Here is a 21,345-nt window from a genome sequence, read left to right as displayed (position 1 = left end):
GGGCTTGCCCCGCGATGGCGATCGCGGGGCAAGCCCGCTCCCACAGGCATTTCTGGCATCGAGAGATCCGAATGGACCAACCTACCCCCCAACCCGCCTATGTGCTGCACAGCCGCGCCTACAAGGAAACCAGTGCGCTGGTGGACTTCCTCACCCCTCAGGGGCGGGTGCGGGCGGTGCTGCGCCGGGCGCGGGGCAAGGGTGGCAGCCTGGTGCGGCCGTTCGTGCCGCTGGAAGTCGAACTGCGCGGGCGCGGCGAACTGAAGAACGTCGGTCGCCTGGACAGCATTGGCATCGCAGCCTGGCTGCACGGCGATGCGCTGTTCAGCGGGCTCTATCTCAACGAGCTGTTGATGCGCCTGCTGCCTGCCGAGGCGCCGCACCCGGCGTTGTTCGAGCACTACACCCTGACCTTGCAGGCCCTGGCCGCCGGACGCCCGTTGGAGCCGCTGCTGCGCTCCTTCGAATGGCGCCTGCTGGACGAACTGGGTTATGCCTTCGCTTTGGACCATGACGTCAACGACAGTGCCGTTGTCGCCGAAGGGCTCTATCGGCTGCAGGTGGACGCCGGCCTTGAGCGGGTCGAGCTGTTCCAGCCCGGACTGTTCAAGGGCAGCGAGCTGCTGGCCCTGGCCCAGGCCGACTGGGAGGCGCCCGGTGCCCTGCTCGCCGCCAAGCGCCTGATGCGCCAGGCCCTGGCGGTGCATCTGGGGCCCAAGCCGCTGGTCAGCCGGGAACTGTTTCGCAAGCGCTGATCAGCACGTATGCTGTGGCCCTCAACCTTCAGGAGTGCCCCTTCGTGACTCACAGCAACCGCATGCTTCTCGGTGTCAACATCGACCACGTGGCGACCCTGCGCCAGGCCCGGGGCACCCGCTATCCGGATCCGGTCAAGGCCGCCCTGGACGCCGAGGAAGCGGGTGCCGACGGCATCACCGTGCACCTGCGCGAAGACCGCCGGCATATCCAGGAGCGCGACGTGCTGCTGCTCAAGGATGTGCTGCAGACCCGCATGAACTTCGAGATGGGCGTCACCGAAGAGATGATGGCCTTCGCCGAGAAGATTCGCCCGGCGCATATCTGCCTGGTACCGGAAACCCGCCAGGAACTGACCACCGAGGGCGGCCTCGACGTGGCCGGTCAGGAGGCGCGGATCAAGGCGGCGGTCGAGCGCCTGTCGCGCACCGGCGCTGAAGTGTCGCTGTTCATCGATGCCGACGAGCGGCAGATCGAGGCTTCGCGTCGCGTCGGCGCGCCGGCCATCGAACTACACACGGGGCGCTACGCTGACGCCGAGACGCCGACCGAGGTGGCCGAGGAGCTCAAGCGTATTGTCGATGGCGTGGCATTTGGCGTTGGCCAGGGGCTGATCGTCAATGCCGGCCATGGCCTGCACTACCACAACGTCGAGGCCGTCGCGGCAATCAAGGGCATCAATGAACTGAACATTGGTCACGCGCTGGTGGCCCATGCGCTGTTCGTCGGTTTCAAGGCGGCGGTAGCAGAGATGAAGGCACTGATCGTCGCCGCTTCGCGCTGAGTCGATCGCGGGGCAAGCCCGCTCCCACGCATTGGCTTGAGCTTCTGTGGGAGCGGGCTTGCCCCGCGATAGCTTTACTCGGCGTTGAACACCAAGGTAAAGCGAGTCGGCCCTTCGACCTGGCTGCTCACCTCGACCCGCCCCTCATGCAGCTGCATGATCGATTTCACGATCGCCAGCCCCAACCCCGTCCCGCCTTCCAATCGCGAACGCCCGGCCCCGGCCCTGTAGAACCGCTCGAACAGGTGCGGCAAGTGCGCCTCGCTAATCCCTAGCCCGCGATTTTCCACCCACACGCCGATCTGGTCGTCGATTCGCTCGATGCCCACGGCCACCGGCTGACCTTCAGGGCCATGGCGAATCGCATTGCTGAGCAGGTTCGACAGCGCCCGCTGGAACATCAGCTTGTCCGCCATCGCGGTACCCCAGCCTTGCAGGTGCAGGGAGATGCCCTTGAGTTCGGCGCTGAAGGTGAATAGCTCGCTCACCCGCGCCACTTCGTCCGCCAGCACCACGGGAACCAGGGTCACCTGGGTCTGCGGCTGGCTGACCTGGGCCAGGAACAGCATGTCGTTGATGATGCGGTTGAGCCGAGTCAGCTCCTCGACGCTGTCCTCCAGGGCTTCGCGGTACTTGTCGCCGTCACGCTCGCGGGCCAGGGTCACCTGGGCCTTGCCCATCAGGTTGCCGATGGGCGTGCGCAGTTCGTGGGCCAGATCATCGGAGAACTGTGACAGCTGGCGCACGCCCTGATCGAGCCGGTCGAGCATGACGTTGATGGCGCGGGCCAGGTCGGCCAATTCGACGGGCAGGCCCTCGTCCGGCAGGCGATGCGCCAGGTCCTGGGTCGAGACTTGCCCGGCGATCCTGCGAAAATGCCGCAGCGGACGCAGGCCACGCTGCACCAGCTTCCACGCGGCGATGCCGATCAGCACCAGCAGCAGCGGCAGGGCCAGCAGGGTCGAGTTCAGGTAGGCCTGCAACAGGCTGTTGTCGTCGCTGCGGTTGAGCGACATCAGCACCTTGACCGGGGTGTCGTCGCGCAGGCGCATCAGGCGGCTGGCCGTGAGGATCTGATTACCATTATCGTCGCGCCAGGTATGGAAGGTCAGCTGGTTGTCGGCCTCCTGGTTCAACAGGTGCTGTGACTGCAGCGCCGGCCCCAGGCTGAGCAGGGCGGGGTGGCGGCCGTTGACGGCCAGCACGCTGAGGCTGAGGTTGTCGTGGCCCATGACCAGGTCGAGCAGGGGGTGGGCGCGGGCGCCGAGGTCGTCGCTGCGCAGATCGACGCGCAGGTTGTGTTCGACCTGCTGCATCTTGCGCGCCAGGTCCTTGCGTGCCCGGCTGTCCAGCTCGTGGTCGAGGGCGAACACCGCCAGGCACGCCAGCAGCAAGACCAGCGCCGCCCCCAGCAGGGTGACGGTCAGGCCCAGGCGCAGCGACAGGCTGGGGCGCTTCACGTCCGCGCCTCGAGCACGTAGCCGACGCCGCGCAGGGTGTGGATCAGCTTGTCCTCGAACGGGTCGTCGATCTTTGCCCGCAAGCGGCGGATCGACACTTCCACCACGTTGGTGTCGCAATCGAAGTTCATGTCCCACACCAGCGAGATGATCTGTGTACGCGACAGCACCTCGCCGCTCTGGCGCATCAGCAGGTGCAGCAGGGCGAACTCCTTGGCGGTCAGGTCGATGCGCTGGCCACCGCGCCAGGCGCGGTGGCGGCCGGGGTCAAGCTCAAGGTCGGCGACTTTCAGCGTGCTCGGCTGCAGGTGCTGGTCGTTGCGTCGCAACAGGCTGCGGATACGCGCCAGCAGTTCGGGAAACTCGAAGGGCTTGAGCAGGTAGTCGTCGGCGCCCAGGTCCAGCCCCTTGACCCGGTCGGCCAGGCGGCCATGGGCGGTGAGCATCATGATCCGCGTCGAGGATTCGGCGCGCAGGCGCTGCAGCACGCCCCAGCCATCGAGCCCGGGCAGGTTGACGTCGAGGATCACCAGGTCGTAGGCCTGCTGGCGGGCCAGGTGCAGGCCGTCGGTGCCGGTGTGGGCGCAGTCGACCACGTAGCCGTTCTCGCGCAGGCCCTGTTGCAGGTAGTCGGCGGTGCGGGGTTCGTCCTCGATGATCAGTAGGCGCATGGTCGGGCTCTGTGTGGAAAGGGGGCGATTCTCGACCCTGTAGTGACATCAGGGTCAAGCGGCGAGGATGTTACTGGATGCGAATAGGCAAGCGGCGGGAATAACGGATTTGTAATGCGCGGGTCATGTGCCTGACAGGGCCGCCGCCATCATGGGGCAAGCCCACTCCCACAAAGCCAGCAGGATCCCGTGGGAGCGGGCTTGCCCCGCGATGCGGCTCTCTTGCAAGACTGTAATGTCCGCCTCACCTTGGCGTTAGCTGCCGCTTGCGATGATGGCCCTGTCGAAACGGTTATCACGAGGCAAGCACGATGAACCTGACCAAGTACCTGCTGCTGGCAATTCTCGCCCTGGGCAGCACCAGCATTTTCGCCGAAGGCGGCGCGGAGCGTTCGAAGCAATTCTGGCAAGCGTTCCGCGACGACCAGGCGCGCCTGTACGGCGACAAGCAGCAGGCGCTGGCCGAGCGCGAGCGCAAGGCCGAGGAAAAGGCCCGCGAACTGGCCAAGGACTGAGTACCACACACCTGCGCCGCGACAGCTCCTCGCCGCTGGTGAACCTGGGCGCCCGAACGGGCGCCTTTTTTTATTTGCGTGCCAGCAGCGTGGCGCGGCGTGGGGCCGGCAGGCCTTCGACGGTCTTGCCGTGGTCGTTCGGGTCGAGGAAGTCGCCCAGCGACTGGTAGCGCATCCACTCGGTGCTGCGCTGCTCCTCGACGCTGGTGACACTGACATCGACGCAGCGCACATCGCTGAAGCCGGCGCGGCGCAACCAGCGCTCCAGGGCCGGCACCGACGGCAGGAACCAGACGTTGCGCATCTGCGCGTAGCGGTCCTCGGGTACCAGCACCTGGTTTTCGTCACCCTCGATCACCAGGGTTTCCAGCACCAGTTCGCCGCCCTTGACCAGGCAGTCCTTGAGCGCCAGCAGGTGCTCGATGGGCGAGCGGCGGTGGTAGAACACGCCCATGGAGAACACGGTGTCGAAGCCTTCGAGGTTGGCCGGCAGCTCTTCGAGGGCGAATGGCAGGTGCCAGGCCGGCAGTTCAGGCAGGTACTGCTGCACGGCCTGGAACTGGCAGAAGAACAGCCAGTTGGGGTCGACGCCGATGACCATGTCGGCGCCGGCGCCGAGCATGCGCCATTGGTAATAGCCATTGCCGCAGCCCACGTCGAGCACGCGCTTGCCCTTGAGGTCCAGGTGCGGGCCGACCCGCGACCATTTCCAGTCCGAGCGCCACTCGGTGTCGACATGCACGCCGAACAGGTCGAACGGGCCCTTGCGCCAGGGCGACAGGCCCATCAGGGCCTGGCGCATCTGCGCGCGGGTGGCGTCGTCGCAGTCGCAGTCCAGCCGCAGGCCGTCGACCAGGTCGATTTCGCTGGGGGTCAGCCGCGGCAGTGCCTCGAGGGCGCCACGCCAGCGGTCGAGGTCGCCGTGGCCCTTTTCCAGCTTGGCTTCGAGTTGCGCCTGCAGGCCCTGGGACCAGGTGGCAAGGGGCGTGCCCGCCAGGCGGCGGACGAGGGGGGACAGATCGATCATGGCAGGGCTATCAGCGAGGCGAAGTTGAGGCATTGGAACCAGGGCACGACCTTGGAGAAACCGGCAGCGCGCAGGCGCTGTTCATGGGTCTCCAGGGTGTCGGGCTTCATCACGTTCTCGATGGCACTGCGCTTCTGGGCGATTTCCAGTTCGCTGTAGCCATTGGCACGCTTGAAGTCCAGGTGCAGTTCGTTGAGCAGGTCCTGCTCCTGCGCGTCGGTGAAGCGCAGTTTTTCCGAGAGGATCAGCGCACCGCCCGGCAACAGGGCCTGGCGGATGCGGCCCAGCAGCTCCAGGCGCTGCTCGGGGGCGACGAACTGCAGGGTGAAGTTCATCGCCACCACCGAGGCGGGCTCGAAGGGCAGGGCGAGGATGTCGGCCTCCAGCACCTGCACCGGCAGCAGCTCCTGGAACATCGAGTCCTGGGCGGTGAGGTACTGGCGGCAGCGCTCGACCATGGCCGCGGAGTTGTCCACCGCGATGACCCGGCAGCCGTCCGTGCGCACATGGCGACGCAGCGCCTGGGTCACCGCGCCCAGCGAGGCGCCGAGGTCGTACAGCGCGGAGTTCGGCTGGGCGAAGCGCGCGGCCAGCACGCCGAGGTTCTCGACGATGGTCGGGTAACCGGGCACCGAGCGCTTGATCATGTCCGGGAACACCTGCACCACGTCTTCGTTGAAGACGAAGTCGGGCACCTGCTCCAGGGGTTGGGCGAATAGGCGGTCGGGTTGTTTGCTCACGGGTGGGTCCAGGCGGCTGGCAATCTACAGGGGCGGCATTCTAGCCAAACCACGGCAAGCTTGCATGATTCGCTGACCGGCGCCGCCCGCTTACTTGACCCGGATGGCGCAATCGAAGGTCTGCACCGGGCGCACTTCCGGGGCCCAGGGCTGCTGGTAGACCAGGATCAGGTGACCCTCGCCGGCGGCCTTGGCCTGGAAACGCCAGGTGGAAAGCCCGCCGCTGCCGACGATGCCGGCTTGTTCCGGTGAGTTGTATACCTCGGGGCCGAGGCTGCGCAGGATCTCCGGGGCCGGGTTCTGCAGCAGCCAGCGGTAGCCGGTGGTGGGGTTGCTGGGCAGGGTGAGGGTCATGGTCTGGCCGACGACCAGGCGCGTGGGGCACTCGCTTTCGCCGTCCAGTTCGACGGTGCGTTGCGGTTGCTGGGCGCAGGCGGTGAGCAGGGCCAGGCCCAGGGGGACGAGCAGGCGAGGGACGGACATGGTGGCTCCTGAGGCTGAATTGACCTGAGGATAACCGATGCAGATGGAGGTTTGTGATGGCAGTGTTGGCGTCTCATTGCCATGCACGATCCCTGTAGGAGCGGCCTTGCGTCGCGAAAGGGGTGCGAAGCACCCCCAGGGTCTCTGGCCTACTTTGAGATAGCCGGGGCCGCTGTGCGGCCCAATCGTGACACAAGGCCGCTCCTACAGTGGCCCGGCTGGGCGGTCAGAACAGCACTTTCGCCACGTCGGCAAAGCGCTTGGCGAAATGCACGGTCAAGCCTTCCTTCAGGTACTCGGGCAATTCCTCGAAATCGCCACGGTTGGCCTCAGGCAGGATCAGTTCGAAGATCTTCTGCCGGCGCGCCGCGATCACCTTCTCGCGCACCCCGCCGATCGGCAGCACCTGCCCGGTCAGGGTCAGCTCGCCGGTCATCGCCACGCCTTTCTTCGGCGCCTGGTCACGGGCCAGCGACAGCAGGGCGCTGGCCATGGTCACGCCGGCGCTGGGGCCGTCCTTCGGCGTGGCGCCTTCAGGGACATGCAGGTGGATGAAGGCCTCGTTGAAATAACCCGGCGTACCGCCGAACTGCTTCAGGTTCGAGCTGACGTAGCTGTAGGCGATCTCCGCCGACTCCTTCATCACCTCGCCCAGCTGTCCGGTGAGCTTGAGGCCACGACTGAGGGTATGGATGGGGGTGGCTTCGATGGGCAGGGTCGCACCGCCCATGCTGGTCCAGGCCAGGCCGGTGATCACGCCCTTGCCGGCCAGCACCTGTTCGCTGCGGAACACCGGCATGCCCAGGGCGGGCTCCAGGTCCTTGGCGGCAATCCTGATCTTGGCCTCGGGGTCCTCGAGCAGCTTGACCACCGACTTGCGCACCAGCTTGCCCAGCTGTTTTTCCAGCTGCCGCACCCCGGCTTCGCGGGCGTAGCCTTCGATCACCGCGCGCAGGGCGGCGTCGTTGATGCCCAGGCTGGCCTTGGACACGCCGGCCTTCTCCAGTTGCTTGGGCCACAGGTGACGCTTGGCGATGGCCAGCTTCTCTTCGGTGATGTAGCCGGACAGGCGGATCACTTCCATGCGGTCGAGCAAGGGGCCGGGGATCGAGTCGAGGGTGTTGGCGGTGCAGACGAACAGCACCTTGGACAGGTCCAGGCGCAGGTCCAGGTAATGGTCGAGGAAGTCGACGTTCTGCTCGGGGTCGAGGGTCTCCAGCAGCGCCGAGGCCGGGTCGCCCTGGTAGCTCTGGCCCATCTTGTCGATCTCGTCGAGCATGATCACCGGGTTCATCACCTCGACTTCCTTCAGCGCCTGCACCAGCTTGCCCGGCTGGGCGCCGATATAGGTGCGGCGGTGGCCCTTGATCTCGGCCTCGTCGCGCATGCCGCCGACACTGAAGCGGTAGAACGGCCGGCCCAGGGATTCGGCGATGGACTTGCCGATGCTGGTCTTGCCCACGCCCGGCGGGCCCACCAGCAGCACGATGGAGCCGCTGATCTCACCCTTCCAGGCGCCCACGGCGAGGAACTCGAGAATACGTTCCTTGATGTCGTCCAGGCCCGCGTGGTGGCGGTCGAGCACCTTGCGCGCGTGCTTGAGGTCGAGCTTGTCCTTGCCGTACACGCCCCAGGGCAGGGCCGTGGCCCATTCCAGGTAGTTGCGGGTAACGGCGTACTCCGGCGAGCCGGTCTCGAGGATGGCCAGCTTGCCCATCTCTTCGTCGATGCGTTTTTTCGCCTGGTCAGGCAGGGTCTTGCCCTCCAGGCGCTGCTGGAACTGCTCCAGGTCGGCGCTGCGGTCGTCCTTGGTCAGGCCCAGCTCCTGCTGGATGACCTTGAGCTGCTCCTTGAGGAAGAACTCGCGCTGGTGCTCGCCGATCTGCCGGTTCACCTCGGCGGAGATCTCGTTCTGCAGCCGGGCCACCTCGACTTCCTTGCGCAGCATCGGCAGGACCTTTTCCATGCGCTTGAGCATGGGCACGCAGTCGAGCACTTCCTGCAGCTGGTTGCCGGTGGCCGAGGTGAGGGCGGCGGCAAAGTCGGTCAGTGGCGACGGGTCGTTGGGGCTGAAGCGGTTGAGGTAGTTCTTCAGCTCTTCGCTGTACAGCGGGTTGAGCGGCAGCAGCTCCTTGATCGCGTTGATCAGGGCCATGCCGTAGGCCTTGACCTCGTCGGTGGGCTCGGCCGGCTGGCGTGGGTAGTCGACTTCCACCAGGTAGGGCGGGCGATGGTGCTTGAGCCAGGTGCGGATGCGCACCCGGGTCAGGCCCTGGGCGACGAACTGCAGCTTGCCGCCTTCGCGGCTGGCGTGGTGCACCTTCACCAGGGTGCCGTACTCGGGCAGGGCCTTGGTGTCGAAGTGGCGGTGGTCTTCCGGCGGGGTGTCCATGAAGAACAGCGCCAGGGAGTGGTGCGGGGTCTTGGCGACCAGGTCGAGGGTTTCGGCCCAGGGTTCTTCGTTGACGATCACCGGCAGCACTTGCGCGGGGAAGAACGGGCGGTTGTGGATCGGGATCACGTAGACCTTGTCCGGCAGCTGCTGGCCGGGCAGGGCGAGGTGGTGGCCGGGGGTGGCCGAGGTATCGAGGTGTTCGACTTCGCTGTGTTCGTCGGGATGTTCCGGGAAATCCTGCTGGTCGCTCATGGGGCACCTGCGTGAATGGCTATGGTGCTTAGATGGGGCAGGGGAGGATGGGTTTCAATGGTGTAGGAGCGGCCTTGTGCCGCGAAAGGGCCGCAGAGCGGCCCCGGCAATCTTTGCATCTGCGTTGATAACCGGGGCCGCTCTGCGGCCTTTCGCGGCACAAGGCCGCTCCTACAGGGCTGCTTGCCAGACGGGGCTGGCTTACTCAGCCAATTTGTAAGCGATGATGTAATCGCCCATGCGGGTGCCCAGCGAGCCATGGCCGCCAGCGGTCACCAGCACGTACTGCTTGCCGTCCTTTCCGGTGTAGGTCATCGGCGTGGCCTGGCCGCCTGCCGGCAGGCGGCCCTTCCATAGCTCCTGGCCGTTCTTCACGTCATAGGCGCGCAGGTACTGGTCCAGGGTGCCGCTGAGGAAGCCCACGCCACCGGCGGTGACGATCGAGCCGCCCATGCTCGGCACGCCCACCGGCATGCCGATCGGCACCGGGGTGCTGTCGCGGGTGGTGCCGTTCTTGTGCTTCCACACCACCTTGTTGGTGAACAGGTCGATGGCCGCCACATAGCCCCAGGCTGGCGCCTGGCACGGGATGCCCAGCGGCGACATGAACGGGTGCATGGTTACCGCGTATGGCGCGCCGGCGTTCGGCTGCACGCCGCTGGTCTCGCTTTCGCGCTTGCTGCCTTCGGCTACCTGCTCACGCGGGATCATCTTCGACACGAAGGCCATGTAGTTCGGCGAGGTGAAGAGAATCTGGCGCACCGGGTCGACCGACACGCTGCCCCAGTTGAACACGCCGACGTTGCCCGGGTAGACCAGGCTGCCCTGCTCGGACGGCGGGGTGTACTGGCCTTCGTAGCGCAGGCTGCGGAACTGGATGCGGCAGAGCATCTGGTCGAACGGCGTGGCGCCCCACATGGCCTGTTCGGTCAGCTCGGGGCCGAGCAGGTTGAGGTCGGAGCGGGCCTGGGTCGGCGCGGTGTGGTCACCTTTCACGGCGCCCTGCGGTACCGGGATCTCGCGGATCGGCACGATCGGCGTGCCGTCGCGGCGGTCGAGCACGTACAGGCTGCCTTGCTTGGTCGGCACGATGACCGCCGGCTTGACGCCGTCGTCGGTCTTCAGGTGAACCAGGGTCGGCTGGCTGCCAACGTCCATGTCCCACAGGTCGTGGTGGGTGAACTGGTAGTTCCAGCGCGCCTTGCCGGTGGCCAGGTCCAGGGCGACGATGCCGGCGCTGTATTTCTCGGCGCCGGGAGTGCGGTCGGCGCCCCACTGGTCGGGGGTCTGGTTGCCCAGCGGCAGGTAGATCATGCCGAGGTCTTCATCGACGCTGGCGATCGACCACATGTTGGCCGAGTTGCGGCTGTACATTTTCCCGTCGGCCAGGGGCTTGGTGTCGTCCGGGTTGTTGCTGTCCCAGTTCCACACCAGGTGGCCGTCGTGCACGTCGTAGGCGCGGATCACGCCGGACGGCTCGTTGGTCGACTCGTTGTCGGTGACGTGGCCACCGATGATCACCAGGCTACGGGTGATCGCCGCCGGCGAGGTGGAGTAGTAGCCACCGGCGGTGAACGGGCCGATGCCGCGGGTCAGGTCGATCACGCCCTGGTTGGCGAAGCCTTCGCAGACCTTGCCGGTGTCGGCGTTGATGGCGATCAGGCGGGCGTCGGCGGTGGGCAGGTAGAGGCGGCGCGGGCAGGCCTGGGCCACGGCCTGGCCTGCGTCGGTGATCTTCGGCGCGGGGCTGCCGTCACGGCTGACGTAGCTGTTCTCGTCGTAGTACGAGACGCCGCGGCAGGTCATGTGGGCGAAGCCCTTGAAGGTGCCGGTGGGGCTCTTGACCTGCGGGTCATAGCGCCAGATCTCGGCACCGGTGTCCGGGTCCAGGGCCAGCAGGCGGCTGTGGGCGGTGCAGGCATAGAGCATGCCGTTGACCTTCAGCGGGGTGTTCTGGTTGGTCAGCTCCACCGGGTCGTTTTCGCTCGGCAGGTCACCGGTGCGGATGCGCCAGGCCTCTTCCAGGCGGTAGGCGTTCTGCGGGGTGATCTGGCGCAGCGGCGAGTAGCGGTCGCCGTGTTCGGTGCGGCCGTAGGCCTGCCATTCACCGTCCGGCATGGCCGGGGCGGCGCTGCCCATCTCGCTGTTGTCGCGGGTGAACTCGCCACGGATCTCGCCCGGGTGGGTGAACTGACTGGCCACGGCGGTGGCGCCGGAGGCGACCACGGCGACGCTGAGCAGGGCGGTGTTGACCTTCGACGCGGGGCCGACCAGCGGGCGGCGCGCCCACGGCAGCAGCAGGACCACGCCGATGGCGAACCAGATGGCCAGGCGCGGCACCAGTTGCCACCAGTCCAGACCGACTTCCAGCAGCGCCCAGGCGGTGCTGCCCAGCAGCACCAGGCCATACAGGCCCAGGGCGATGCGGCGCTTGGCCAGCAGCAGGATGCCGGACAAGGCGAAGCCGATGCCGGCAATCAGGTAGTAAAGCGAGCCACCCAGCTGGCTCAGCTTGATGCCGCCGGCCAGCAGGGACAGGCCCATCAGCAGCAGCAATACGCCCATCAGGCGCGGTAGCCAGCGGGTTCCATTCTTGGCACCGTCAGTGCTCATCGTCTGTTCTCCGTAGTGTGAAAGGGTCGGGTTAGAAACTGCTCTGGATCTTCAGGCCGCCGATCAGGGCGTCGTCGACCCGCGACACTCCGCCCGGATGGCGGATGTACTGCAGGTTCGGGCGCACGGTGAGCCAGTCGGCCAGGTGGATGCCGTAATAGAGTTCGGCGCTGTACTCGGTGTCCTGCACGGGCAGGAAGCCGGGGTTGTCGTAGTCGTCCAGGCCGTTGGCCTGGTTGATGAGGCGGGCGTTCTTGCGGTAGCCGGGATTGACGTGCACGCGGGCCAGGGCGAATCCGATGTCGTCCTTGGCGCGGGCATCGAAGGGCCCCTTGTAAACCACACCTGCCTGCACATAGTTGTCGATGGCATTGGTCTTCTTGTCGTGCACCGTGGCATTGGCGAACAGGCTCAGGCCGCGCGACTGGTCCGAGGCCAGCGCGGTCACCTGCTGCTGGGCGCCCAGCCACAGGCCATGCTTGCTCGAGCTGCTGCGGTAGGCGGCGCCGCTGATGGCGGCTGGCGTGCCGTTGCTGTCCTTGAGTACATCCTGTGCCTTGGCATTACTGTAGTAGTAGCCGGCGCGATATTCCCCTTTCAGGCCATTGACCCGCGGGCTCCAGACCAGTTCGATCGGCATCACCGCGCCTTGGGTGCCGCTGCCGCTGAGCTTGAAGCCGTTGCCGCTCTCGAGGTTGGAGGGGTTCTGCTCGAACACGCCGACCTGGGCGTAGAGTTCGTCGTTCAGGTTGTAGCGCACGCGCAGGGCCCACTGGCTGACCGGCCAGTTGTACCAGATGCCACCGACCCAGTTGCCCACCTGCGAGCCGCAGAACGCCAGGTTCTGGAAGTCGCAGGGGAAGCTGTTGAAGTCCTCGCCTTCGCCGAAGCGGCCGAATTTCACGTCCAGCGCGCCATCGAAGTACTTCTGCTTGATCCACATCTGGGTCAGTCGCCAGGTCTCGCCACGGCCCCAGACTTCCTGCGCCGAGGTGAAGCCACCGACACGCGGGTCGTTGATGCGATCGTTGCTGATGTTGTCGCCATGGCGCTCGGTGACGGTCAGCTGGAACTCGGTGTCGTGCCAGCCAAGGATCTTTTGCAGGTCCATGTTCACGCCGAAGGTGAACTGGTCGCTGTAGCGCGCAGCGCGGTCGTGGCTGTAGCCGCCGTGCAGGTTGCTGCCCATCTCGCCGGTGTAGCCGAGGGTGAAGTCATAGCCTTTTTCCAGCAGCTCGCTGCGGGTCCCGCCCCAGTCGCCGAGCATCCACGGCGAGTCCTTGGCGAACATCTCGCTGGCGCTGGTGGTGGGGGACAGGGCGCCGAGCAGGGTGGCGAGGGCGAGGCCGGAGTAGCGGGTATTGGGCAGCTGGAGCATGAGATAGCGCTATCTTTTGATTGTTGAGGAAACGGCAAGCGCAACGAAGTGCGAGATCTTCGAAGGGAAATGACTGCGTTGGGGATCGAGTGAAGCGATTCAGCTTGCGGCAGGGAGGATATAGGGGAAGTTGTAAGAAAAAAAGACAAAATGTCGCAGGGGATTGTTGCTCACTAGGTAACAGTTCGAGGTACAGGGGCCACTGTGGGAGCGGGTTTACCCGCGAATGCAATGTTGAATCCACTAATGCATTCGCGGGTAAACCCGCTCCCACAGAGGAGCCTTAGAAGGAAGTGCGCAGCCCTACCTGCACACTACGCCCCGGCGCCGGCGCGATATCGCGCAGGATCGAGCTGGCATAGCGCACGGTCTGGTCGGTGAGGTTCTCGCCGCGCACGAAGGCCAGCCATTCACTCTGGCCGATGTCGAAGCGATACCCCAGGCTGGCGCCGAGGGTGGTGTAACCGTCTGTGCGGGTCTCGTTGGCCGGTTTGCGGTGCTGTGACGCGGCGTGCTGTACATCGACCCGCGCCTGCCAGCGGTCCAGCTCCCAGACCAGGCCACTGTTCAGGCGCAGCGGCGCGATGCGCGGCAGCGGCTCGCCGCTGTCGAGGTTCTTGGCCCGGGTGTAGTCGCCGGACAGTTCCAGGGCGAAGCTGCCGTAGCGGTTTTCCAGCAGTTGCCAGCGATCCTGGGCCTCGATGCCGTAGAAGCGTGCTCGCACGCCCTGGTAGGCATACTCGGGGATATCGCCGTGATCATGGTCGTGATCGTGGTCATGATCGTCGTGGCCGTGATCATGGCCTTCACGCAGGTTGCCGGTGCCGATCAGGCCGATGTAGTTGCGAAAGTGGCTGTAGAACACGCCGACGCTGCCCTTGTGGGTGCCGTTGTCAAAGCGCAGGGCCAGGTCGGTGGAGATGGCCTTTTCCTTGTTCAGGTTCGGATCGCCGATCTCGTAGGCGCCGGTGGCCACGTGGGCACCGTTGGCGTACAGCTCGTAGAAGGTCGGCGCGCGCTCGGTATAGCCGAGGTTGGCGGCCAGCGACCAGATCGGGTCGAGCTGGTACACCGCGCCCGAGGACAGGCTGAAGGCGTTGAAGCTGCTGGCGCTGTCGGCCCCGGCGAAGTTCTCGTTGCCCTTGGCGTCCGGATCGACCCGGGTGTGCTCCAGGCGCGCGCCCAGACTCAGGTTGAGCCGTTCGCTGGCCTGCCATTGTTCGAGCAGGAACAGCGCCAGGCTGTCGGTGTCGGTGTGCGGGACAAAGGCTTCCTCGCCCAGCGCGGAGAACTCGTTGCGGCTGACCTGAGCGCCGATCACGCCCTCGACCGGGCCCAGCGGCTGGTGACGGGCCTCGATGCGCGCCTCGTAGCCCTTGTTCTTGAAGGTGGTGTGCACCTCGCCGCTTTCGATTTCGCGGTGCTGGTAGTCGGTGTAGCCGGCATCGACCTTGACCGAACTGAACGGCCCGTCGAGGTCGCGCAGTTCCGAGGCGAAGCCGTAGTGGTCCTGCTGCATGTCCAGGCGCACGCCGGGCTCGGCCACCGAGCCGTAGTTGCTGTCGTAGCGGCTGTAGGACAGGCCGGTATAGCCGTGGTCCCAGTGGTAGGAGCCGCCGATCGCACCGCCGTCCTGACGGCCGTCGCTGTTTTTCAGGCGATGCTTGCTGCCGGGCTCGTCGGCATCGCGGACTTTCGAACTGCGGGCGTAGCCGGGGATGCGCAGGTCGTTGAACTGGCGGCTGTTGGCGTCCAGGTGCAGGGCGAAGGCGCCATTGCCGGCCTCAAGCTTGCCGGCACTGCTGCGGGTGGTGTCGGCGCCGCCGTAGCGCAGTTCGCCCGCGCCGTGGATGCCGTCGATGGGCGAGTCGGGGATGCGGTTGTCGAAGGTATTGACCACGCCGCCGATGGCGTTGCCGCCATACAGCAGCGCGGCCGGGCCGCGGACGATCTCGACCCGTTCGACGGTCACCGGGTCCAGTGGCACGGCGTGGTCATAGGACAGCGACGAGGCGTCCAGGGCGCCGACACCGTTGCGCAGTATGCGGATACGGTCGCCGTCCAGGCCGCGGATCACCGGGCGGCTGGCGCCGGGGCCGAACCAGGTGGAGGCGACGCCGGGCTGTTTGTTGAGGGTTTCCCCGAGGCTGCCGTGTTGCTGCTGCAGCAGGTCGTCGCCTTCGAGGACGGTGCTGGGCGCGGCCAGTTGGGCGTTGCCCAGCGGGTTGGCGGTGATCACCTGGGGTTGCAGCTCCACGGCCTGGCTGGAGGTGGAGGCCAGCCAGAGCGCGACGGCAAGGGGGGAGAGGTGCAGCGGCATGTGACGCATGGGGATGTGGCGTTCCTTGGCAGAATTATCATTAGTTACTTTATAACATTTCATCACAAGCTGTTTGCCACTGGCCAGTACTTTGTGAGGTGACGCGTTTACCCTGTAGGAGCGGCCTTGCGCCGCGAAAGGGCCGCAAAGCGGCCCCAGGATCTTGGCCATGACCTATGTCGTCGGGGCTGCTTTGCAGCCCTTCGCGGCACAAGGCCGCTCCTACAGGGCACAGCGGTAGAGGCTGTAGATGCCACTACACTCGTGTAAGGTGCGCACCTTCCCGAACCTGGAGCACTGGCATGAGCACGGCCAATCACAACGCGCTGCACGGCAAGACCCTCGAGCAGATCCTCACCGAGCTGGTGGCGCACTACCAATGGCAGGGCCTGGCCGAGCGCGTCGACATCCGCTGCTTCAAGAGCGATCCAAGCATCAAGTCGAGCCTGACCTTCCTGCGCAAGACCCCGTGGGCACGGGAAAAGGTCGAGCAGCTGTACGTGAAGCTGCAGCGCAAAGGCTGATGCCGCGCCGCCCCTGGCTGACCCTGGCAGCCGTCCTCGGCTGGACCGGCCTGGCGATCCAGTTGTACCTGGTGCTGCTGGCGCGCTGGCAGGAGCAGGCCAGCCTGATCGGCGGGCTGGTCAACCTGTTCTGTTTTTTCACCGTGCTCAGTAACACGCTGGTGGCCACCGTGCTCAGCCAGGCCGCGTTCGGCCGCGAGTCGGCGGCCAGGCGCTGGTTCCTGTCGCCGGCGGTGAGCTCGTGCATCGCCGCGAGCATCCTGCTGGTGGCGCTGGCCTACAGCTTGTTGCTGCGCCACCTGTGGCAGCCCCAGGGCTGGCAGTGGCTGGCGGACGAACTGCTGCACGATGTGATGCCGCTGGTGTTCGTCCTGTACTGGTGGCTGGAGGTGCCCAAGGGGCGATTGCGGCTCTGGCACCTGGCGGCCTGGACGTTGTACCCGGCGTTGTATTTCGCCTTCGTGCTGTTGCGCGGGCATGAGATCGGGGTCTATCCCTATCCGTTCATCGACGTGGCGCGGTTGGGATATGGGCAGGTGCTGGGCAATGCCCTGATGGTGCTGGCGGGGTTCTGGGGGATTGGGTTGGTCTTGTTGGGATTGGATCGGTGGCGCAGGCTGTCGTGAGGTTGCCCATGTGCAATCCCTGTAGGAGCGGCCTTGTGTCGCGAAAGGGCTGCAAGGCAGCCCCGGGATCTCAGCGCCTGGGCAGAAATTGTTGGGGCCGCTTTGCGGCCCTTTCGCGACACAAGGCCGCTCCTACACCGGGGTGTGCAGATTCTGATCATTCGTCGTCGGCGGTACCGTCAGCTCGCCAGTAAGCCGCAGCCTTGAGGGCATCCTCGGGCACGCCTTTCTCCAGCAGCAGCGCCTTGGCCTGGCGGGTCAGTGCCTTCTCCAGCGCCACCCAGCCATACAACCGGCCTTGGGGCAACGCCAGGTGCTTCACCCGCTCCAGCACATCCTCCTGGTGCCGGCGCACCCAGATCACCTCGACCTGGGCCTTGCTCGTCAGCGCCTGGCGCTCCTGCTCGTCCTCGATCTGGATCACCGCCAGCACCTGGCGGCCCGCCGGCAGTTCCTCCAGGCGCCGGGCAATGGCCGGGATCGCCGTCTCGTCGCCGATCAGCAGGTAGCTGTCGAAGATATCCGGCACCACCATCGAGGCCCGCGGGCCGGCGATGTCCAAGGTCTGGCCGGGCGCGGCCTGGGCTGCCCAGGTAGAGGCGGGGCCGTCGCCATGCAGGACGAAATCGATATCCAGCTGGTTGTTCACCAGGTCGATGCGCCGTGGTGTGTACTCGCGCATGGTCGGCCGGGCGCCGCCGTCGCGACCCAGGTTGCGCGCGTCGATGGCCTGTTGTTCCTCGGGGCTGCAGGCAAACAGCAGCTTGATGTGGTCGTCCGTGCCGACACTGGTGAAACCGGCCAGCTCCGTGCCACCGAGGGTGATGCGGCGCATGCGCGGGGTGAGGTCGGTAACCCGCAGCACTTCGAGACGGCGCTGGCGGATCTCGTGATTGACGCGATGAATAGTGTCGCTCATGGGGTGTTCTCCGTAACGGGGGTGGCCGGCCCGGAGGCGATGGCCTTGGCGGTGTCGTTGAGCAGGTTGCGCACCCGCTCGATCTCTTCGCTGGTCCAGCGGCCGCTGTGCATGTGCAGCGCGTGGCGCAGGTTGCCGACGGCTTCGTGGATTTCCGGCGGGCGGTCGTGGCCGCGCAGGGCGCGCTTGCTCACCTCGATGCGCATGCGCACGCCGTCGAGGGCGACGGCCTGTTCCTGCAAGGCACTGCGGCCGGCAGCGGTGATGGCATAGAGGCGTTTGCTGCCCTGGATGGCGCCGGTGACCAGCTCGGCTTCCTCGAGGTAGCTGAGGGTGGGGTAGATCACCCCGGGGCTGGGGCTGTAGCTGCCGTCGAAGAGGGTCTCGATCTGACGGATCAGGTCGTAGCCGTGGCCGGGTTGCTCGGCCAGCATCGACAGCATCAGCAGCTTCAGGTCGCCCGGGGCGAACACCCGCGGGCCACGTTCGCCGCGGCCGGGGCGGCGTTCGAAGGGGTCGTGGTCGCGCATGAGGAAGGGCTCCGTCTGTTTAGATATATCGTAAGATATTACTCAAGATATATCTAAAGACAAGCCGTTAAATGCAGATGATTATCATCTGATTTTTTGATGGTTCAGGATTGGCCCGCCACCTGCGGCGCCTTGCAGGCGGTGGGATTACCCGGCTCCAGGTACGGCATGAGGATCGGCGCCATGCCCTTGAGCACCTGCACCGGCAATGCCGAGGTGAACTTGAACGCTTCGGCCGAGCGCCCCGGGACAAACGCGGTGAGGGTGCCGAAGTGGTTGTCGCCGAGGAAGAACACGAAGGTCGCGGTGCGGTTCAGCGAACGCGAGCCGATCAGCCGGCCGCCGGCGCCGAAGCTTTCGATGCGGTTGTCGCCGGTGCCGGTCTTGCCGCCCATCACCAGCGGGGTGCCGTCGTGCAGCTTGAAGCTGCCGGAGATGCGCCGCGCGGTACCGGCGTCGACCACCTGCGACATGGCGCCCTTGAGCGCCCGGGCGACTTCCACCGGGAGGATCCGCTGGCCACGGTCCGGGTCGCTGATCAGCTGAGTCTCGTAGGGGGTGTTCTGGGCGAAATGCAGGGTGTCGATGCGCAGCGTGGGCAGGCGCACGCCGTCGTTCTGGATGATCCCGACCAGTTCGGAGAGTGCGGCCGGCCGGTCGCCGGAGCTGCCGATGGCGGTGGCCAGCGACGGCACCAGATGGTCGAACGGATAGCCGACGCGCTTCCAGCGCTGGTGGATATCGGTGAACGCCTCGATCTCGACCATGGTGCGGATACGGCTGTCGCGGGCGCCCTGGTGGCGGCTCTTGAACAGCCAGCTGTAGACCTCCTGGCGCTCGAAACGGCTGGCGTTGAGGGCGTCCTTGAGCGAGGCGCCGGGGTTCTTCAGCAGGTAGCCGAGCAGCCACAGGTCCAATGGGTGGACCTTGGCGATGTAGCCCTGGTCGGGCAGGTCGTACTTGCCCGGGCCGTAGGCTTCGTACATCTCCACCAGGCGGCCGTCGGTGAGCTTGGCCATGGCCTTCTTGTCTTCCTTGCTGTGGGCGCGAACGAAGGCGTTGAAGGTCTCCTGGCCGGCCTCGGGGAACAGGTAGCGGTGCACCGCGGCCAGGCGCTGCGGGGTCACGCGCAGGCTGTCGAGGAAGGTGTCCAGACGCTGCTGAGAGGTCTTGCGCTGGTACTTCTTCCAGAAACGCATGGTGTAGTTGGAGCCTTCGCGGTCAGCGAAGCGCGCGAGGTACTCCTGGCGGCGCGGGTCGCTGTCGTCCCTGAGCAGTGGTTCGCGGTTGAACGGCTGCTGGTAGGTGACGTAGCGCACGATGTCGCGCATCAGGCGGATGAACGGCAGGTTGATCGACTCGCGCAGGGCATCCTTGAGGGTCGGGTTGCGGTTGTTGTCTTCCTTGCGGAAGTTGTTGAACACATGCATGCCGCCACCGGTGAAGAAGGCCTCGCCGGTGTTGGCCGAGTACTTGCGTTCGAGCGCGGCGTCGAGCATGGCGTCCAGGCTCTGGTTCTTGCTGTTCTGCATCAGCCATTCCAGCGACCACTGGGTGAGGCGGTCGAGTTCGGCCACCGGGACCTTCTTCAGCTCGGCCGCGGGCTTGCCGGCGTACTTGTCGTGCAGCTCGGCGATGATCTCCAGATAGGTGGTCAGCACCCGCAGCTTGGCGGTGGAGCCCAGTTCTAGCTTGCTGCCTTCGTTGATGTCGAAGGGTTGGTTGGTGCTGTCGGTCTGCACCCGCACCCGCGAGCCGTCGGCGGTGCGTTCGAACAGGGTGAAGCTGTAGCTCACCTGGTCGGTGGTCTTGGCGGTGAGCAGGCGTTCGCCGATCAGGCCGATCTGTGCGGCGAACTCCGGGTCGGCGAGGTTTTTCAGGTACTGGCTGACCTGCACTTGCAGGTCGGCCTGCAGGGTGCTGGTGGCCGACAGGTCGAGGCGGTCGAGGTCGTACAGCGGCCGGTTGAGCATGGCCGCCAGGCGGTTGCGGGCCAGGCTGATGCCCTTGTTGGTGATGATCGGCACGATGGTCGGCTGGGCCACCCAGTCGCGGTACACCGCCTTGCTGGCCAGGGCGGCGTCGGCCAGGGGGTGCTCGATGATGCCGTTGGCGGCGAGTACGCGGATGTGCGAATCGGTGAGCTCGGCCAGCTCGATGCGGCCCTTGGACAGGTAGTGCGAGGGGCGGCGCTGGGCGATCATCAGCGACAGCACCTGGCGCAGGGCCAGGCCGCGTTCGGCCATGCTCTTTTCATCGCTGGCGGTGGAGGTGAGGGCCTGGTTGACCTGGTCGAAGTCGGCGCCGTACCACACCCGCAAGCCTTCGGCCATGCCGTGCACCTCGCCGTGGCCGGGTACCGCCGACAGTGGCACGCTGTTGAGGTAGTCGCGCACGATGCGTTCGCGGGCCTCGGTGGTGTCGGGGCCGCCCTGGTAGGCGCGCACGCTGGCGGAAATCATCTGGCGGATCTTCTCGGCGCCCGAGACGGTCAGCCCATCCGGCGAATGCCGGTACTTCTCCAGCTGGGTGGCCAGGGTGCTGCCGCCGGCCGACTGCCCGGGCAGGGCCAGGTACTTGGCCACCTGGCTGTAGGCGGCCTTGGCGAAGCGCGGCCAGTCCACCGCCGGGTTGTTCTGCGGGTCCTTCGGGTCGAGCAGGTCGCGGTTCTCGATGAACAGCAGGCTGTTGACCATCACCGGCGGGATCGCCGCGAAGTTCGGGTACAGGTGCTGCGGGTAGTTGTACTGGTAGAGCATGTCGCCGCGGCAGTCGGTGATCGACAGGCCGGCCTGGATCTTCTCCACGTAGGGCACGAACAGGCCGTGATCGACGTAGTTCATCAGCGCCGGGGAGAAACGCACCTGCTGGTTGATCAGGTAGTCGCGCTTGAGCAGCCGTGGCAGGAACTCGCCCAGGGCGCTGTAGCCCAGGCGCTTGTCGAACGGACCGTCGCCCGGGTAGATGATGGCGTCGCTGGGGCCGGGTTCGAGGGCATAGGTCAAGGTGCCGGCCAGGCGGCTGAACTCGCGCGATTGCAGGCGTGATGTCTGGAACTCGTCGTAGGCGGCAAGACCCACCGCGACCATGCCTATCAACAGGATGAGCAGGATCAGGCGCCACCACAGGCGGCGCTGACGGGGTGGCTTGGGCGAGGGGGATTCAGCCTGAGGTGCTTTGGGTGCTTCCGTTCTGGTTGGTTCCGATTGCCACAGTGCGCCCATAGTCTTGAGTCCGGCCAGGTGTTTTCGCGTTACTTGTCTGAAGCTTAGACGGTGGTCGGGTTTGGTGAAAAATTTGTAGGAGGCTTCGAAGAGGTAGGTATGAACATGCGCCTTTGGTGCGACTTCCA

General features: G+C 66.0%; 17 protein-coding genes. 5 read left to right on the top strand and 12 right to left on the bottom strand.

From position 1 onward, the window contains the following. Positions 1-71: 71 nt before the first annotated feature. Complete coding sequence (gene recO / locus ACZ899_RS13440) at positions 72-755, top strand: DNA repair protein RecO (protein WP_186713064.1); 684 nt, start codon at positions 72-74, stop codon at positions 753-755. Between the two features lie 62 nt (positions 756-817). Further along, positions 818-1,540 carry a pyridoxine 5'-phosphate synthase gene (gene pdxJ, locus ACZ899_RS13435; RefSeq protein ID WP_189656959.1) on the top strand — a complete coding sequence of 241 codons (723 nt, stop codon included), beginning with the start codon at positions 818-820 and terminating at the stop codon, positions 1,538-1,540. A 74-nt stretch (positions 1,541-1,614) separates the two neighbouring features. Here pdxJ and ACZ899_RS13430 read toward each other — a convergent pair whose 3' ends face one another. Continuing rightward, positions 1,615-3,000 carry a heavy metal sensor histidine kinase gene (locus ACZ899_RS13430; RefSeq protein WP_234563028.1) on the bottom strand — a complete coding sequence of 462 codons (1,386 nt, stop codon included), beginning with the start codon at positions 2,998-3,000 and terminating at the stop codon, positions 1,615-1,617. Continuing rightward, positions 2,997-3,671 (bottom strand): heavy metal response regulator transcription factor, encoded by a 675-nt coding sequence (locus tag ACZ899_RS13425; protein ID WP_050703990.1) that lies wholly within the window; start codon positions 3,669-3,671, stop codon positions 2,997-2,999. Before ACZ899_RS13425 ends, ACZ899_RS13430 begins: the two co-directional genes overlap by 4 nt. 311 nt (positions 3,672-3,982) lie before the next feature. Between ACZ899_RS13425 and ACZ899_RS13420 the strand changes: the two genes are divergently transcribed. Continuing rightward, a complete protein-coding gene (locus ACZ899_RS13420; protein WP_234563027.1) occupies positions 3,983-4,186 on the top strand; it encodes a hypothetical protein in 204 nt (67 codons plus the stop codon). A gap of 70 nt (positions 4,187-4,256) precedes the next feature. Here ACZ899_RS13420 and cmoB read toward each other — a convergent pair whose 3' ends face one another. From cmoB to ACZ899_RS13385, 7 genes are all read right to left on the bottom strand, one after another. Further along, positions 4,257-5,213: a tRNA 5-methoxyuridine(34)/uridine 5-oxyacetic acid(34) synthase CmoB gene (gene cmoB, locus ACZ899_RS13415; protein ID WP_234563026.1), complete on the bottom strand. Its 957-nt coding sequence runs from the start codon at positions 5,211-5,213 to the stop codon at positions 4,257-4,259. Then, positions 5,210-5,953, bottom strand: coding sequence for a carboxy-S-adenosyl-L-methionine synthase CmoA (gene cmoA, locus ACZ899_RS13410; RefSeq protein ID WP_050703993.1), 744 nt, complete (start codon positions 5,951-5,953; stop codon positions 5,210-5,212). Before cmoA ends, cmoB begins: the two co-directional genes overlap by 4 nt. Before the next feature lie 90 nt (positions 5,954-6,043). Further along, the gene (locus ACZ899_RS13405) at positions 6,044-6,436 is read right to left on the bottom strand and encodes a protease inhibitor I42 family protein (protein ID WP_234563025.1); all 393 of its coding nucleotides are present in this window, start codon (positions 6,434-6,436) and stop codon (positions 6,044-6,046) included. A gap of 226 nt (positions 6,437-6,662) precedes the next feature. Next, the gene (lon, locus tag ACZ899_RS13400; RefSeq protein ID WP_234563024.1) at positions 6,663-9,083 is read right to left on the bottom strand and encodes an endopeptidase La; all 2,421 of its coding nucleotides are present in this window, start codon (positions 9,081-9,083) and stop codon (positions 6,663-6,665) included. A gap of 201 nt (positions 9,084-9,284) precedes the next feature. Then, positions 9,285-11,696 carry a glucose/quinate/shikimate family membrane-bound PQQ-dependent dehydrogenase gene (locus ACZ899_RS13395; protein WP_234563023.1) on the bottom strand — a complete coding sequence of 804 codons (2,412 nt, stop codon included), beginning with the start codon at positions 11,694-11,696 and terminating at the stop codon, positions 9,285-9,287. Between the two features lie 31 nt (positions 11,697-11,727). Continuing rightward, on the bottom strand, positions 11,728-13,074 hold the full coding sequence (locus ACZ899_RS13390; protein ID WP_234563022.1) for a carbohydrate porin: 1,347 nt from the start codon (positions 13,072-13,074) through the stop codon (positions 11,728-11,730). Between the two features lie 283 nt (positions 13,075-13,357). Next, the gene (locus ACZ899_RS13385; RefSeq protein ID WP_232855785.1) at positions 13,358-15,403 is read right to left on the bottom strand and encodes a TonB-dependent receptor; all 2,046 of its coding nucleotides are present in this window, start codon (positions 15,401-15,403) and stop codon (positions 13,358-13,360) included. Positions 15,404-15,696: 293 nt separating this feature from the next. Here ACZ899_RS13385 and ACZ899_RS13380 point away from each other — a divergent pair, with 293 nt between their 5' ends. Further along, positions 15,697-15,918, top strand: coding sequence for a VF530 family protein (locus tag ACZ899_RS13380; protein WP_028690109.1), 222 nt, complete (start codon positions 15,697-15,699; stop codon positions 15,916-15,918). Continuing rightward, on the top strand, positions 15,918-16,544 hold the full coding sequence (locus ACZ899_RS13375) for a Pr6Pr family membrane protein (protein WP_234563081.1): 627 nt from the start codon (positions 15,918-15,920) through the stop codon (positions 16,542-16,544). The genes ACZ899_RS13380 and ACZ899_RS13375 overlap by 1 nt, the downstream gene beginning before the upstream one ends. Before the next feature lie 157 nt (positions 16,545-16,701). On the opposite strand, the gene ACZ899_RS13370 is transcribed toward ACZ899_RS13375, so the two are convergent. The 3 genes from ACZ899_RS13370 to ACZ899_RS13360 form a co-directional block, all read right to left on the bottom strand. Next, positions 16,702-17,463 (bottom strand): siderophore-interacting protein, encoded by a 762-nt coding sequence (locus tag ACZ899_RS13370; RefSeq protein ID WP_234563080.1) that lies wholly within the window; start codon positions 17,461-17,463, stop codon positions 16,702-16,704. After that, positions 17,460-17,993 carry a PadR family transcriptional regulator gene (locus ACZ899_RS13365; RefSeq protein ID WP_203647779.1) on the bottom strand — a complete coding sequence of 178 codons (534 nt, stop codon included), beginning with the start codon at positions 17,991-17,993 and terminating at the stop codon, positions 17,460-17,462. Before ACZ899_RS13365 ends, ACZ899_RS13370 begins: the two co-directional genes overlap by 4 nt. A 104-nt stretch (positions 17,994-18,097) precedes the next feature. Beyond that, on the bottom strand, positions 18,098-21,217 hold the full coding sequence (locus ACZ899_RS13360) for a transglycosylase domain-containing protein (protein WP_234563079.1): 3,120 nt from the start codon (positions 21,215-21,217) through the stop codon (positions 18,098-18,100). Positions 21,218-21,345 lie beyond the last annotated feature (128 nt).

Source organism: Pseudomonas sp. TE31087, from assembly GCF_057284075.1.
The sequence above is the reverse complement of the archived record's forward strand: the minus strand, read 5'-3'. Positions and strand labels throughout refer to the sequence as shown.